Annotated in this window: 13 protein-coding genes and 1 pseudogene; 8 read left to right on the plus strand and 6 right to left on the minus strand. The window is 70.3% G+C overall.

Going from position 1 to position 15,421, the window contains the following annotated elements; translation table 11 throughout:
- Positions 1-1,104: 1,104 nt before the first annotated feature.
- Together ACFVQG_RS34035 and ACFVQG_RS34040 are read right to left on the minus strand one after the other, a co-directional pair.
- Positions 1,105-1,242: pseudogene (locus ACFVQG_RS34035) on the minus strand (putative T7SS-secreted protein); the annotation flags it as partial.
- A 191-nt stretch (positions 1,243-1,433) separates the two neighbouring features.
- Positions 1,434-1,796, minus strand: a complete 363-nt coding sequence (locus tag ACFVQG_RS34040) for a hypothetical protein (protein WP_383391103.1) — start codon at positions 1,794-1,796, stop codon at positions 1,434-1,436.
- A 398-nt stretch (positions 1,797-2,194) separates the two neighbouring features.
- On the opposite strand from ACFVQG_RS34040, the gene ACFVQG_RS34045 reads away from it, so the two are divergent.
- Both ACFVQG_RS34045 and ACFVQG_RS34050 read left to right on the plus strand, forming a co-directional pair.
- Positions 2,195-2,377 carry a hypothetical protein gene (locus ACFVQG_RS34045; protein WP_383391105.1) on the plus strand — a complete coding sequence of 61 codons (183 nt, stop codon included), beginning with the start codon at positions 2,195-2,197 and terminating at the stop codon, positions 2,375-2,377.
- A gap of 320 nt (positions 2,378-2,697) precedes the next feature.
- Positions 2,698-2,838: a hypothetical protein gene (locus ACFVQG_RS34050; protein WP_383391108.1), complete on the plus strand. Its 141-nt coding sequence runs from the start codon at positions 2,698-2,700 to the stop codon at positions 2,836-2,838.
- Between the two features lie 134 nt (positions 2,839-2,972).
- Here the strand turns inward: ACFVQG_RS34050 and ACFVQG_RS34055 are convergent, their stop codons facing one another.
- The 3 genes from ACFVQG_RS34055 to ACFVQG_RS34065 are packed head-to-tail and all read right to left on the minus strand — an operon-like array spanning position 2,973 to position 5,247.
- Positions 2,973-3,254: a hypothetical protein gene (locus ACFVQG_RS34055; RefSeq protein ID WP_383391110.1), complete on the minus strand. Its 282-nt coding sequence runs from the start codon at positions 3,252-3,254 to the stop codon at positions 2,973-2,975.
- Positions 3,255-3,283: 29 nt separating this feature from the next.
- Complete coding sequence (locus tag ACFVQG_RS34060) at positions 3,284-3,973, minus strand: response regulator (protein ID WP_383391113.1); 690 nt, start codon at positions 3,971-3,973, stop codon at positions 3,284-3,286.
- Between the two features lie 35 nt (positions 3,974-4,008).
- Positions 4,009-5,247, minus strand: coding sequence for a sensor histidine kinase (locus ACFVQG_RS34065; protein WP_383391116.1), 1,239 nt, complete (start codon positions 5,245-5,247; stop codon positions 4,009-4,011).
- Positions 5,248-5,517: 270 nt separating this feature from the next.
- Between ACFVQG_RS34065 and ACFVQG_RS34070 the strand changes: the two genes are divergently transcribed.
- The 6 genes from ACFVQG_RS34070 (at position 5,518) to ACFVQG_RS34095 (ending at position 13,653) form a co-directional block, all read left to right on the plus strand.
- Positions 5,518-6,300 carry an ABC transporter ATP-binding protein gene (locus ACFVQG_RS34070; protein WP_383391118.1) on the plus strand — a complete coding sequence of 261 codons (783 nt, stop codon included), beginning with the start codon at positions 5,518-5,520 and terminating at the stop codon, positions 6,298-6,300.
- Positions 6,300-8,888: an FtsX-like permease family protein gene (locus tag ACFVQG_RS34075; protein WP_383391121.1), complete on the plus strand. Its 2,589-nt coding sequence runs from the start codon at positions 6,300-6,302 to the stop codon at positions 8,886-8,888. The genes ACFVQG_RS34070 and ACFVQG_RS34075 overlap by 1 nt, the downstream gene beginning before the upstream one ends.
- 542 nt (positions 8,889-9,430) lie before the next feature.
- A complete protein-coding gene (locus ACFVQG_RS34080) occupies positions 9,431-9,856 on the plus strand; it encodes a hypothetical protein (RefSeq protein ID WP_383391124.1) in 426 nt (141 codons plus the stop codon).
- A 20-nt stretch (positions 9,857-9,876) separates the two neighbouring features.
- The gene (locus ACFVQG_RS34085) at positions 9,877-12,228 is read left to right on the plus strand and encodes a hypothetical protein (RefSeq protein WP_383391126.1); all 2,352 of its coding nucleotides are present in this window, start codon (positions 9,877-9,879) and stop codon (positions 12,226-12,228) included.
- Between the two features lie 189 nt (positions 12,229-12,417).
- Positions 12,418-12,945, plus strand: a complete 528-nt coding sequence (locus ACFVQG_RS34090; protein ID WP_383391129.1) for a hypothetical protein — start codon at positions 12,418-12,420, stop codon at positions 12,943-12,945.
- A gap of 72 nt (positions 12,946-13,017) precedes the next feature.
- Positions 13,018-13,653, plus strand: coding sequence for a TetR/AcrR family transcriptional regulator (locus ACFVQG_RS34095; protein WP_383391132.1), 636 nt, complete (start codon positions 13,018-13,020; stop codon positions 13,651-13,653).
- Between the two features lie 78 nt (positions 13,654-13,731).
- On the opposite strand, the gene ACFVQG_RS34100 is transcribed toward ACFVQG_RS34095, so the two are convergent.
- Entirely contained in the window at positions 13,732-15,204 is a 1,473-nt protein-coding gene (locus ACFVQG_RS34100; protein WP_383391134.1) for a sulfatase, read from the minus strand.
- Positions 15,205-15,421 lie beyond the last annotated feature (217 nt).

Raw genomic sequence — 15,421 nt, forward strand, 5'->3', positions numbered from 1 at the left:
CCTGACGCCCGTGCCGTCCACCTTGTAGATTTCCAGGTCACGACCTACGCGCACCTGCCCGTTGTAACCGCTGCTCCTGAGCCACATCGGCAACCTGGACGGTAGTCCGGTGGACCCTTCACAGTGGCGTCGACGGGCTCCAGCAGAGTGTGCCGACGTTGCCGCGGGTCGCCACCGCGCCGACCTTCTGCACCTCGACGTTCGTGCTGTAGGCGAAGGCAGCCCACGCGTGATCGGTGAGGCCCGTGAGGCCCGGAGTCGAGTCAGCTGGAGCGAGAGACGGCACAGCGGAGCGCGGCGCTGCGCGCACGACCGGCGCGGCTTCCTGAAGGGCACCAAGCGGAGGACGGCGCGGAGCCGGGAAGCGCCGCTGACTTGCGACTTCGTGAGATGGCGTGCGGGAGGGCGGATGCGTTGACCCCTTCCGGAGGGAGTGCGGCCACCGTCCTGACGCTCGTGTGACGCTGGTTCCGGTGAAGCGTGGGGCTTGCTCGTGTCGAGATGCGTCAGGCGGAGCCGGATGCGATTCCGTCCGGTGAGCGCGGTGATCCGCCGTGTACTGCACGCCTCCGCCTGTCAGTCCATGGGTTCGGGTAGTCGTCGACCAGTGTGGCGACGCTCGCGTGCAGTGCGTCGGCTCGAGGTCGGGCCTCGTGCTGCGCGCGCAGGGCTTCGTGGGTCACCGGCGTGGTGATCAGGTCCAGGCAGTCGGTGGGGAGCCGTCGGCTGCGCGCTCTCTTGTCGCCGCATCGAAGTCCAGGACTTTTCGTGTGATGGTGACGAAGTCGTGGGACTTCACTGTGAGGCACCCGTTCGTCGACGCTTCGGGTTGTGGACCCGCCTGTGGTACAGGTTCCCCGCTTCGTCCTGGTGACCGGGAAGCGGGGTAGCCCGCGCCGACGGCCACGCGTTGCAGCCGGGCACGGGGTGAGGGTGCGCATCCGCCGCACCTGGGCCGCGTGCGGGCGACCGGCAGGCCGAAGCGGGTGTATTCGAAGCAGGAGACGCCACCGGACGTGTCGGTGTGGGTGAGGCAGTTGCCCTCGCCGTCGATGCGTACGCCCTTGACGGCGGCGCCGCCACCCCCGGTGGGGGCGGTGAGGGCTACGCCGGGCAGGAGGCGGCCACCTTGTCACGGGCCGCGGGCACCGCCGACCGGGCCGTCTCGGCAGCGGTGTTGCGCTGTTGGCGGGCCTCGCTGAGGAGGTCCTTCGCATCCGTCCGGTGGGTCGGGGGCGTGAGGACTGGAGGCGGCGACGGTGGTGGTCGGGTCGACCACGTGCAGGCCCGTGTTCACCGGCGGGCCGTCCCGCGAGGAAGGCGGGGTGGGGTCGTCGGTGTCTGGCGGCCGGGCCGGGGCGCGTCCCACAGCCAGTGCTGGCTACCGAGCGTGGCTACCAGAAACCGCTCCGGGCCGTGCCGTGCCACCGGCGTCATTGGAACAAAACGCGGTCACGTACCGACAGATCGGGGGTCAGCTGGATCTCCGTTGTTCCCGTGCACTCGCCCATGCTGAACTCGATCGAGATGTGCTTGGACGATGGCCCCGAGGTGAAGGAAAGGCGCGTCGCGCCTTCGCGGAAGCAATCCAGGATGTCAGTTCCCTGATGGTCGGTCCAGCGGAATCTGACTGACCTTGCCAGCGCGTCATACGAGAAAACCAGCGATTGCCCGGAAAGGTCGCGCAGGTTGAGAACGCGTGCGCCGCTCTCGTCCGAGTCCGGCCATTCGCCGGTGGCCTCGTAGACCTCTTCGTCGTCGGGGGTGAGGAACTCTCGGTACACGTCCGCCTTCACTTTCCACCCTGTACGGCGGCCAGTGGTCCAGGCTGCCGTGGATGCTCACGTTCGGGCCACTGCCACGGAAGATGACCGTGGAGAGTCTATGTCCGCCGTCCGGCAGGACTTGCCACGTGCTCTCCACACCCAGTGCTCCGTGCGGGCCGTAGAGGACGGACTCCGTCACGCCGAACTCGCCGCTTCCGCCGGGCCACTCCTTGGTGAAGGTCCGCTCGAACGGCTGTTGAGCGGCCTGGGTGAGATGATCGGTGACGTACTGCCGCATTTCCGGGGTGTCCGGTATGCCGATCCGGTGCAGTTGCAGTTCGTTCTGCAGTGCTCTCGGCGAGTTGTGGGAGTCCGGTTTGATGTCCTTGTTGAAGAGGTAGTCCAGCTTTCGGGGGTCGACTTCCGCCATGGCGGGCGCGGAGCGTTTCGGGGTGGGCGGGGCCGTGGACGCGGGTGCGATCGTCTATCAGATCGCGGTGGAGCTGGAGGGCCTCCGCGCTGCGGCCCAGTCGGCCCGGGCTGAGCCCGGCGTTGTACCGACCGGCCAGTGCGGTGAGGGCGACCGCCGACGGTCCGGGCGGTTCGTCTGACGCGGGTCTCTGCGCAAGGCGCATGATGGGGCGGTCGATCCACCGATCCGCAAGGCGAGGTGACGCGTCCCGTGTCAGCGTGGGGGCTCCGGCACTGACTGCCCTGTGGCCGCCTGTCATACCCCGGGTCCAGGACGGCAGCCGACGCCCGGCGGACTCACGCCGTGGACTGATGGACGGGGCCGACACGAATGTCGGTTGCCCAGCCACGTGTGGACGGCGGGCCACATCGGAGGCGTCGGGACGGTGCGCGGGCGCCTTGGCGAGGAGATCCAGAATGATGTCTTCGAGGTACCCGGGTAGTTCGGCGCGGTGACTCCGTGGCGGCCGGGCTCACGTCGGCGGCGGCGTTCTTCCCGGTGCGCCGCTGGAACTCGCCCAGGGTGTCCTCCAAGGACGCGCCCGCCGTGCCGACGGCCACGTTCGTGAGGGAGGCGTGGGTCAGGGACGCGGTGGTGTGACCGGCCTGGTGGGCCGCTCTTTCGAGGGGGAGCAGGGGCAACAGGTGGCCGTAGGCCGGTGTGCCGGAGAACAGGATGAGCGGGGAACGCCTTCAGCAAGGAGAACAGGGGCCTGGCTTCCGGTGAGCCGCCTGTTACGGAGGCATCCGGTCGACCGCCTGCTTCGCCTCCAGCAGGCCCGCACCGGTGATCTCCCGGTACTTCCTGATCGCGGCGACGTCCTGTCCGTCGCGGGCCAGCGCCGCCACCTCGGCCAGCTGAGGATCGTCGTTCCGTATCTGGAGATGCTCAAGGAGCAGGTCCACCTTGCGGTCAAGGGCCCGGATCCGCCGGTCCAGCCGACTCGACCTGCTCTCCACTGTCACGAGGGTCACGATGCCGATCAGGGCGATGACGACGAGCATGGCTGTGCTCACGGGCTGTCCCATCCTTCGGTCTGTGGCGGTCAGGCGCGGGGTTCGTTCGCGGGCCCCGTGCGCGGGGTCACCAGTCCGCAGTCGTACGCCAGGACCACCGCCTGCACGCGGTCACGCAGCTGGAACTTCTCCAGGATGTGCGCGACATGACTCTTCACGGTCGTCTCACCGATGCCCAGATCCCGGCCGACCTCCGCGTTCGACAGGCCACGCGCCAGGGCGCGCAGTACGTCCAGCTCGCGGGCTGTCAGGGCGTCGAGCCGGGGCGGCACGGCGGGCGCGGTCGGTGACGGCATAGCGGCGAACCGGTCCAGCAGTCGGCGCGTGACGCGGGGAGCGAGCACGGCGTCGCCCGTGGCCACCGTCCGGATCGCCTCCACCAGCGAGTCGGCGGGACCGTCCTTCACCAGGAACCCGCTGGCGCCCGCCCGCAGCGCGTCCACGACGTGGGCGTCCAGGTCGAAGGTGGTGAGGATGATGACGCGGCTGGACGACGCACCACGGGCGATCAGCTCGGTGGCCTCGACGCCGTCCATGTTCGGCATCCGGATGTCCATCAGGACGACGTCGGGCGCCAGCCGCTCGGTCTCCGCGACCGCCTCCCGGCCGTCTGACGCCTCCGCGACGACGTCGATGTCCCCTTCGGCCTCCAGGATGAGCCGGAACCCGGTCCGGATCATGGGCTGGTCGTCAGCCAGCAGAACGCTGATGCGCCGCATACGGTTCGATTCCTTTGCCATGGTGGTGCCGTCGGTCAGGCCGGTTCCAGGACGGCATGGACGCAGAAGCCCCCGCCGGGCCGCTCACCCGTGTGCAGGGTGCCGCCCACGGCGGCGATCCGTTCCCGCATGCCGACCAGGCCGTGTCCGGTGCCGTGCGCGGGTGTCCCGGAGGTCCGAGCCGCGGACCCGGCCGCGGCCGGACCGTCGTCACAGACCCGCAGGGTGAGGCGTTCCGGTCCGTCCTCCCAGATGACCCGCACCTGGGTACGCGTCGGACCGGCGTGCTTCATCGTATTGGTCAGCGCCTCCTGGACGACGCGGTAGGCCGTCAGGTGGGTTCCGGCGGGCAGCGGGAGCGGTGTGCCCGTCACCTGGTAGTCGACGTCAAGGCCGGTGTCGCGTACGGAGTCGATCAGTGCGGGCAGGGCGTCCAGGGTCGGCTGGGGCGGTTCCTTCGAAGGGTCGGCCGCGGCCTCCTCGTCGGTCCGCAGCACATCCAGGAGCCTGCGCAACTCCGTGACGGCGTCCCGACCGGTCTGCTCGACCGTCGCGTGCAGCTCGTGGGCCTTCTGCGGATCACGGTCCTGGACCCGGTCGGCGGCGATGGTCTGCACGACCATGAGGCTCACGTTGTGGGCGACGATGTCGTGCAGTTCCCGGGCGATGCGGGCCCGTTCGTGCATCACCGCCGTCCGGGCGTTGGCGGCCTGTTCGCGTTCGAGGGAGGCCGCGCGTTCCACGGCCTCGTCCCGGATGGCGGCACGCGCCTTCGCGAGACGGCCCAGAGCCCAGGCCGCCAGCAGGAGGACGGCCTGGGTCAGGAACGTGGCGATCCGGTGTCCCGTCGGCGCGATGAGCCCCTCCACCAGGGAGTCGAGCGGGATGAACACCCCTGCCACGACGGTGGTGATCCAGGGACCGCGGCGCACCGCCGTGAGGTACACGGCCGTGGCGACGGCCAGGTACGTCGGGCCGATCGAGGTGCCCTCGGCGCCCGAGAGCTGGGGAACGTACGTCAGCGCCTGCAACGTGCTCGCCGCCGCCGCGGACACCAGCAGACTGCCCAGCGGCAGATGGCGGTGCACCGCCATGGGCAGAGCGACCAGCAGGACGAGGACGAACCACCAGGTGTCGGGTGCCCGCAGGTCCTGGCTACCGGCCGGGACCGCCGTCGGCAGGGCGAGACAGCCCGCCGCCGCCAGGACGGCCAGCACGGCGTCCGTCCACGCGGCCGGTATCCCGCGCCCTGCCCAGGAGCCTGTCACCTTCATCGTTCAACTTTAGAGTCGGACTTCCTCCGTGCCGCCACCCGCAGGGTGGAGCCGCTCGCCGCTCCTCCTCCGTGATGCCCCCTCCTCAGGAAGGAGGCGGCGGGCGCCCTGCCCGATCGGCCCCCGGCCCCCCTCATCCGGGCGGCGGAGCCCCCGCCCCGTCTCCGCCGACGGGCGGAGGGGCGGATTCGACGTGCGGGCGGAGGATACGGCCGCTCGTCGCGGATGGACTGGAGGCACCGCACACCGCATCACTCGACGAGGTCACTCATGCTCCGAGCACGCAGCCGTCAGACACCGGCCTCCACCGCCCCCGCCACCACCGCAAGCGCGGTACGACTGACCCAGGTGACCAAGCGCTACGGCGACGGCGCGTCGGCGGCCGTGGCCCTCGACGAGGTGAGCATCGGAATCCGGCCCGCCACGTTCACCGCCGTCATGGGGCCGTCCGGCTCCGGCAAGAGCACCTTCCTGCAGTGCGCCGCCGGACTCGACCGGCCCACGTCCGGCGTCGTGCGGCTCGGCGGGCAGGACCTCGCCGAACTGAGCGAGAGCAGGCTCACCGAGTACCGCAGGACCCGTATCGGCTTCGTCTTCCAGGCCTTCAACCTGCTGCCGTCACTCACCGTGGAGCAGAACATCACCCTGCCCCTGCGGCTGGCCGGTGCCGCCGCCGACAGCACCTCGGTCCACAGCGCCGCGGCCGGTGTCGGTCTGACCGGCCTGCTGCGTCGTCGGCCCGCCGAGCTGTCCGGCGGGCAGCAACAACGCGTGGCCATCGCGCGCGCCCTGATCACCCGTCCGGAGGTCGTCTTCGCCGACGAGCCCACCGGTGCGCTCGACCCCGACACCGCACAGGACATCCTGCACCTGCTCCGGCAGGCGGTGACCGACCTGCACCAGACCGTGGTGATGGTCACCCACGACCCGGTGGCGGCCCAGCACACCGACCGCGTCGTCTTCCTGGACGCCGGACGCGTGGTGCACAGCGTGGACCGGCCCGCCGCGGACCAGGTCAAGCGTGTGATGTCCGAGCTGCGGGGGACCCGCTGATGCTGCGCCTCGCCCTCGCGACGCTGCGCGCCCGCAAGGGGCCGTTCGCCGCGACCTTCCTCGCTCTGCTGATGGGCGCGGCGGTGATCAGCGCCTGCGGGGTGCTGCTCGAGTCCGGGCTGCGCTCCGCCCTGCCGCCCGAGCGCTACGAGAACGCACCGCTGATCGTCGCCGGACGGCAGAGCGTGGAACTCGACGTGCAGTCCGCCGACGGCTCCACCTACCGCAGCTCTCAGCCCCTGCCCGAACGCCTCGTGCTGCCCGCGGCCCTCGCCGACGACATCGCGGCGGTCGACGGCGTCGCCTCCGTGGTGCCGGACCGGGGCACGACGGTCCGGCTGCTGCGCGAAGACCGTGCGGTGACGGGCCGCAACGGCGCCTCCCCGCAGCTGCACAACTGGGACAGCCTGGCACTGGGCGGTTTCCGGCTCGCGGTGGGCCACCAGCCGAGCGGCGCGCACGAGGTGGTGCTGGACTCCGACCTCGCCGCCCGCAGCGGCCTGCGCGTCGGCTCCGCCGTACGACTCATGACGACGTCCACTCCTGTCACCTTCGAGGTGGCCGGTCTCGTCGCGCTCGACGGCGACCGCGCACCCCGCCAGTCCGTACTGTTCGCCGCCGACGCCGTCCTCGACCGGTTGGCCCCCGACACCGCACGCGGCGTGTACGCCTTCGGCGTGGTGCCCCGTCCGGGGACCGCGCCGTCCGACATCGCCTCCGACATCGCCTCCGACATCGAGCAGGCGCTGCGGGGGCAGCGCTCCGTCACCGTGTACACGGGCGCCGACCGCGGCCGAGCCGAGTTCACCGATGTCGCCGTCGGCGCCGCGACCGTGGTCGAACTCGCCACCGGCATCGGGGGAAACGTCCTGCTGGTGGCCGTGTTCGTGCTGTGCGCCACGACCTCCCTCGCGGTGCGCCACCGCCGTCGCGAGCTGGCGCTGCTGCGGGCGATCGGCACCACACCGCGCCAGCTGCACCGCATGATCGCCGCGGAGTCGGCCGTCGCGGGCCTGGTGGCGGGTCTCCTCGGCTGCCCGCTCGGGGTGGGCGTCGTGTACTGGCTCAGCTCCCAGTTCGCGGGCCGGGGCATCGTCCCGCCGGACTTCCGGCCGGTGATCGGCCCGCTTCCGTTCCTGGCCGCCGTCGTCGCGACCGTCGTCACCGCCGTCGCGGCGGCCTTCGTGGCGGCCCGGCGCGCGGCCCGCATCCGCCCCACCGAAGCCCTGGGGGAGGCGGCATCCGAGCCCTCCCGCCTCGGCCGGGGGCGCCTGATCACCGGCGGTGCACTGCTCGCCCTGGCCGCGGCGGTACTCGGCCTGGGCCTGGGCTACCGGGCCGACTTCCTGACCCTTGTCGGACTGGCCAACTCCCTGGTCCTGCTGCTCGCCGTCGCCGCCGCCGTACTCGGCCCACTGCTCACCCGCGCGGCGATCGGACTCCTGGCGCCTGCGCTCCATCGGACGGGCGTCACCGGCTGGCTGGCCGCGGCCAACTGCCGCAGCGGGGCGGTCCGCACGGCCGGTGCCGTCACGCCCCTCGTCCTGGCCGTCTCGTTCGCCGCGACCGTGGTGTTCACCCAGACCACCCAGCTGCGCGAGTCCGCCGACGAGATCCGCTCCGGCACACTCGCCGACCACGTCCTGACCGCCCCGTCCGGTGTGTCCCCGCAACTGGCGCGCAGGGCCGCGGAGTTGCCGGGCGTGACGGCCGCGACCGGTGTGGTGCGCTCCAAGGCCGTCGGGGTGGGTTCGCTGCTCGGGGAGGAGGAGACCGTGTCACTGGGCGCCCAGGGCGTCGAGCCCCGGGCCCTGGGTGACACGCTCGACCTGGACGAACGTGACGGCGACCTGTCCGCTCTGACGCGGGACACGGTGGCGCTCAGCACCACGGCGGCTTCGTGGCTCGGTCTCGACGTCGGTGACCGGGCGCACCTGTACCTGGGGGACGGCACGGCCTTCGACGGCAAGGTGATCGCCGTGTACGGCCGTGGCCTCGGCTTCGCCGACCTCACCTTCGACCACGATCTGCTGCTGTCCCACACCACGGAGGCCGTCGACCGGTCCGTCCTGGTCCGCTCGGCGTCCGGTTCCGCGGACACCGAACGGCGGCTCTCCGCGCTGGCGCGTGACTATCCGGGCACGAGTCTCAGCGGCACCCTGGCGGCCGATGCCCAGGTCGAGGAGCAGCGGGCGACCGCCTGGGTGAACTATCTGGTGGTGGGCCTGATCATCGCCTACACCGCCCTCACCGTCGTGAACACCCAGGTGATGAACACCGTCGCCCGCAGGCGGGAGTTCGCCCTGCTGAGGCTGACCGGCGCGGACCGTTCGCAGGTGCTGGGCATGATGCGGCGCGAGAGCCTGACCGTGGTCGTGGTCGGCGCCGTGGTGGGAGTGGCGCTGGCGCTGCCGCCGCTGGCCCTGGTCGCGATCGCCCTGACCGGGACCCCGCTGCCGACCGCTCCGGTGCTGGGCTGGCTGGCCATCCTCGGCTCCACGGCCGTACTGGCGGTGGCCGGGGCGATGCTGCCCACACGGCTGATGCTGCGGGCGCGAGCGGTGGAGGCGATCGGGTTGAAGGAGTAGTTGAAGGAGTCATTCAAGGAGTAGTCGAAGGAGTAGGGGAGCGGACTGCCGAGGGTGTGCGGACCGGTGGGCGGCCGGGCCGCACGCCCTGCCGTCAACGGCCGCGGAGGGCCTTCTGGGCGCATGTCCGGATGCCGTGCGGCCCCGTGGTCCGGGACTGCTCGTCCGATGCGCGGCCTCCCCCGGACCCCGACCGCCAGGGCCCTGCCGAGCGCTTCACCGGCGCCAACGGCCAGACGCTCTACGTCACGGACCGCATCGTTCTCGTCGGCGCGGCACCCGAGACGGCCACGTCGTACGCGTCAGCGCCGACCAGACCGTCATGTGCCGCCCGGCGAGGCGCACTGGCACGGCAGCGCCGACATCACCCTCATGGCGCACATCGCCATGGTCGTGACTAGGGCTGGCCTCGTCGCGGAACGGGGCAAGCGACGCCAACTACCCTGCGCTGCACAGGCGGTTGATGAAACAAGCGACCGGTGATCAGGTGGGCGGCTGGGCGAGTACGGTGGAGTGGTGTGCCCGGTGGCTTGGGGGAATTCATGACGTTCGAGCAAGAATGGGCCGGACTGCGTGCGACGGCCCAGCGGAGTTCCATGCGGATCAACAGCGTTCCGGCCGAGGGCGGCGGAGGTGGTGGCGGAAGGGATCTGGTGGTCAATCGGGACGATCTCGGCGCCATCGGCAATGACGCGTATGACCTGCTGGGGCGGTTGGCGAAGGAGGGCGACATCGCGCGTCCTTCCACGTTCGACGCGGCGACGGCGCTGACCAACGGGAACTTCGTGAGCGGCTCGGCAGTGCTGAAGGTGCACGACTACTGGCAGACGCATCTGAGGACTCTGCTGGACGCCTGCGCACGGATCTCGAACCACCTCGATTTCAGCAAGGCACAGCACGCCAAGGACGAGGCGAAGATCGAGGGAGACCTGACGACGATCTCCGTGCTCTCGGAGTACATGAAGTAGGGCTCGGGGGAGCGCGCGACATGCTGAAGTACGAGGACATCATCGACGCCCCGGTGGCGAAGCTGAAGGCCGCCGCCGACGACTGGGCGGAGATGGTGGGGAAGCTGGACAAGCTCGCCACCGACGCCACCGACGGGATGAAGGCGAAGGCGGACAAGGCGTCCTGGGAGGGCGTCAACGCGGGGGTCACCAAGGCGTTCATCCACAAGACGGCCAAGGAGTTCGCCGACGCCGCGGCCGAGGCCAAGGGCGTGAAGCTGATCCTGGAAGAGGGCTACGCGGCCATCAAGAAGGCCCGGGACGACCTGGTCAACATCCGGGACCACGAGGGACCCGCGGCCGGTATCCGCGTGGACGGCAACGGCAGGGTCACGGCGCGGAAGCCGTTGTCCGAGAGCCCCGAGGCGCGGCGCGATCCCGACTACAGCGATCTGCTGCGGGAGGAGAGGCGGAACATCGAGTCGTGGCAGAAGAGGATCGACCTCATCGTCGACAACTGCAACGACACCGACCTCGCCCTCAAGAACACCCTTGAGGCCAACGTCACCGACCGCAAGGACTTCGGTGCTCCGACGTACACGAAGCTGGACCAGGAGGAGGCCGCCCGCGCCGCCTCCCTGGCGGCAAAGGGCCGGGACCTCACCCACACCGAACTCCAGCAGCTCAACGAGTTGCTGAGGGACAACAGATCGTCGGTGGACTTCTCCAAGGGCTTCTACGAGAGACTCGGCCCGGAGAAGTCGCTCGCCTTCTTCGGCCAGCTCGCCACGGACACCTATGAGTTGGGCAAGGTCGACGCGCAGCGCCTCAAGGACGTCCAAGAGCTGCAGAAGAACCTCGGCCTCAACCTGGCCACCGCCTCCCATGACAGGGAGTTCACCGAGAAGTGGGGTCCGGAGCTACGCAAGTTGGGTACGGAGCGCATTCCGCTGGCCAAGCACGACTACGGCGGGCCGTTCGGATACCAGCTGCTCGGCGGGATCATGCGGTACGGGAACTACGACGCGAGGTTCCTCAACCCGATCGCCGAACACGTGGCGCAGCTGCACCAGAGGGACCCGTACATGTTCGCCGATAACAAGGTGGTGAACAGCCCGTTCAAGAATCCGTTCAACCCCTCCGGCGTGAACGGGGCGGGCTACGACCCGGCCACCGCCATGCTGCAAGCGCTCGGCAACAGCCCGGAAGCGGCGAAGCGGTTCTTCGCCGATCCCCCCACCGCGTACAACGAGGACGGCACGGTCGACCACGGAGCCACGGCCGACCTCGGGAAGAACAAGGACGGCGAGGCGATCGACAACTACCTCGACTTCTTCACCCATGAGGAGTGGGAGTTCTTCCCCGACGTCAACTCGCTCGACCAGAAGGAGCTGGAGGCGTCGCTCGACCAGATGCCCGACGCGCTCGGCCGCGCCCTGGAGGCGGCGACCCTCGGCTACCCGGCCGGGCACCCGGACCCCGGCGTGGTGCGGGACGCGGACAACGCCGCGGTCATGCGGCAGGTCATGGAGAAGTACGGTGCTGACCCGGCTCTGCTCAAGGAGCACCACGAGGCGATGGCCGACAGCCTGGGCGTCATGGGCGCGGGCTACATCGACGACATCAACTGGGCGCTGGAGAAGAACGCTCCGGGCAGCGTGTTCGCGCCGGGCAGCAACCCGGACGGGCACATCGACTTCGCGGACACCGCGGACATGAACGGGCGGAGCGTCGCCCGGAGCTTCCTCAGCACCCTGGGGCAGCACCCTGACGCCTACGCGACGCTCTCGACCGCGGAGCAGGTCTACACCCGCAGCGTCCTGGAAGGGACCGTGGGCCCGGACGGGAAGATCGACGAGGGTGCCGCCAGGGCGACCGTGCGCGTGGGTGCCGAGGTGCAGGGCATGCTCGACCAGTCCCGCGCCGACCAGGTGGAGGCGACGAACCTCAAGACCCACGAGGAGTACGAGAAGGCGGTCGCCAAGCGGGCGGGCTGGGTCGAGTTCGGGGCCACGGCGGGCATCGCGGCGGGCGTCGCCTTCCTGCCCGCGACGGCCGCCGTGGGCACGGCCGCGGTGCTCATCCCGCTGGCTACCGATACCGCCAGTGGTGCGGCTGAGCAGGTCATCGGTCAGGTGGTCGGCAGCATCTCCGACTCGGCCGTGGACGAGCACAAGGAGAAGGTGGAGGAACTCACCGACGAGGAGAAGAGAGCGATCTACTCGGCCGGTGAGGCCCTTGCCGAGGCTCCGATGGAGGAGTATCTGCAGCGGCACGTGACGGACCCCCACCGGAGCACGTTCGCGCAGGACCTGCGTGAATCGCAGCTGCTCGGCTACGGGGTCGGCAACGACCGGGAGAACCAGCAGGGCAACCGCCCGGAGACCGGCTGAGACCGGTGGGCGACCGAGGACACGTGAGGATGCGGACAAGTGACAAGTCGTAGGCCAGTGCGGGCGGGACTCCTTGCCACGGCCTTGGCCGGTTTGTTGTGTCTCGGGGGCACCGGTTGTGGTGGGGACGGTGGCGAGGAGACGGCCGACAAGGTTCTGACGGGGACGGAAGTCTGTGGTGGCGATGCCGTGTCCGCCGAGGCGTCCAAGGCGCTGGAGGTGATCACGGGCACGTCGCGCTTCGGGACGACGGCGGCGAAGTCGACGGTCGCGCAGGCCGCCACGGTCCTCGCCACGTCATGGCCGGTCCCCACCACAGGAACGGGGCGCGGGGACATCTGCCGCGTCTACACCGCCGCCGACGAGGTGGACTTCCCACTCCGGGTCACCTGGAGGCTGGTCGACGGTCCTCCGACGGGCGCCCCCGCCCCGAACTTCACCGTACTGAAGATGGGCGAGGAGACCTTGGCGGCAGTGGACAAGGCCTACGTCCAGTTCGCGTGCCGGAGCGGCAAGCTCGGCGGCTTGACGACAGACGTCCACGTCGTCATCGGCGTGGAGCACTGGGATGTGCCGAAGGAGCCCGAAGGTGACGCCAAGGCACTGAAGGACGCCTACGCGACCGTGGCGCACTCCTTCTCGCTGGCCATGGCCAAGGAACTGCGTTGCGAGGAGAACGGGGGGCTGCCCGCGAAGCCCGTGCTGGAGCCCGCGTAGTGCCGACGTCGTCCTCCGGCAGGCTCCAGTCGGAGTCGATTTCGGGATCAGCTCGGTTGGTAGGCTCGATGCATGCCGAGTACAGCCTTACCCAGCAACCGCTTTGAGCGGCGTCGTGCCGCGACGAGGCGGGCGTTTGTGCGTGCGGCCCGGGAGATACTCGCCGACACGGGCGACACGGGGGTGAGCATTCAGGCGATCGCGGAGCGGGCCGACGTCGGCTTCGGGTCGTTCTACAACCACTTCGCGTCGAAGGCGGAACTCTTCGACGCGGCCGTGGCGGACGCGCTGGAGGAGTTCGGCCGGGCCATCGACGACCGGTTGCACGGGGTGGAGGACCCGGCCGAGCTGGTCGCGGCGGGCCTCCAGCTCAGCGCCCGGATGACCTGCTCGCACCCCGAACTCATGCAGGTGCTGCGCCGCCGCGGACTCGGACACCTGCACTCCGACCTGGGGCTGGCCCCGCGTGCGCTGCGTGACGTGGTGCGTGGCATCTCGTCGGGACGCTTCGCCCCCGTTGACCCCCTCGTCGCGGTGTCGGCGCTGGGCGGCACCCTGCTGGCCCTGGTGGAACTGCGGTTCTCGCGCCCCGACCTCGACGGGGACGCCGCCGCCGTCGACATGGCCGACATGACGCTGCGGATGCTGGGCCTGCCGCCCGACGAGGCCAGCGAGGTCGCCCGGCGCCCGCTGCCCAGCACCGTCTGAACCGCCACGGCCGTCCATGGCCGTCCATGGCCGCCCATGGCCGCCCGCGACGGGGTCGGGTCCTCCTCCGCCCGGTTCCTAGGGGGCCGGGTAGGGCAGCAGGGTGGCGTCGATGCTTTCCCAGGCCGCCTTGAGGTCGGCCAGCAGGGCGGGTTCCTGAGCCGACTTGTCGGCGCACTCACTGGGGTCCGCCCGCAGATCGAACAGGACGTCCTTGCCCTTGTTGAGAGGGATCTTCGGGGTGACGGAGTAGTGGTACTTCCACTGGCCGCGGCGCAGTGCGCGTTCGGTGCCCTTGCGCCAGAACAGGTCCCGCTGCGGGGCGGCGTCGCCGCGCAGGAGGTAGCCGACGAGGCTTGTGCCGTCGAGCGGGGTATCCGGGGCCGGGCGTGCGCCTGCCACCTCCAGCAGGGTCGCCGTCCAGTCGGGCGTGAACACGGGAACGTGGGTGACCTGGTGGCTGTTGATACGGGCTGGCCAGCGCAGGATGTTCGGCACCCGGATACCGCCTTCCTGCAGGGTGCCCTTGATTCCCGCGAAGGGCCAGCTGTAGGAGAAGCGCTCGCCGCCGTTGTCGCTGGAGAAGACGACCATGGTGTCCCTCGCCCGGCCGGAACGGTCCAGCGCCCTCAGCACCTGGCCAACCGCCCGGTCCATGCCCTCGACCATCTTGCGGTAGGTGTCCAGCGATCCGCCGTCGAGGTGGGCCAGCGTCAGCCTGGCCTTGCTGGGGGGAAGTTCACGCACGAGCTTCTCCAGGCGGGCCGCCTCCTCCCGGTCGCCCTCCGCGATGAACGGCCAGTGCGCCGCGGTGAAGTTGAGGTTGAGCAGCCAGGGCCTGTCATGCTTGCGCTGGACGAAGTCGCAGGCCCGTTCGGCCAGGATGTTCGTGTAGTAGCGCAGGTCCTTGACGGTCGTCTCGCCCTCGTAGAGGTCGTAGGAGCCGTTCGTGGTGAGCTTGGAGTAGTACTCCAGGGATCCGCCGAAGTTGCCGAAGAACTCCTGCCACCCCGACTTCGTGGGCGCGTAGTCGGGCAGCACCCCGCAGTGCCACTTGCCGATCATCGCGGTGGTGTACCCGGCGTCCCGCAGCAGCGAGGCCAGCGTGGGGTGTGTGGGGTCCAGTCCCGTCTTGTCCGTGTCCTCGATGGGCTCCTCCAGGCCCGCCCGGATCCGTCCCGGATAGCGGCCGGTGTACAGGCTCAGCCGGGTCGGTGAACAACTCGACGAGCCAGCGTACCCGTCGGTGAAGCGCAGCCCCTGCGCGGCGAGTCGGTCCAGGTTCGGCGTCCTGATGTGACGCGCGCCGAAGCACGACAGATCGGCGTACCCCAGGTCATCCGCCAGGATGAACAAGATGTTCGGCCGCTTGGACGACCGGTGGGTGGCCGCTGCGAAGGCCCGCTCCTTCCGCTCACCCGATGCCTGCGCCGCCTGCGCCGGTTGAGCGCTCGACGCCGACACCCCGACACCCACGGCGGCAGCCGCCGCCCCGGAGCCCACCGCACCCGTGAAGCTCCGACGGCTGATCCCTCTGCGTGAACGCGCCACTTCCACTCCTCATTACCGGGGGACCCGGGCAGGCCGCGAGAAGCGGAGAACTCCCGGGTCGCGGGCGGGCACCGCGGCCCGACCCGCACATGGTTCATCGCACCGCGGCTCGTACCAGGTGCGTTGTGTGTACTGGCGAGGCCCGCTCCAAGGGCTGGGCCTCCAGAGCCCGCTCACGGGCAGGACTGATGCGGCTCAGCGAGATGACACCCCGGCT

Origin of the sequence: Streptomyces sp. NPDC057877 (assembly GCF_042796855.1) — a bacterium.
Lineage (GTDB): Bacteria > Actinomycetota > Actinomycetes > Streptomycetales > Streptomycetaceae > Streptomyces.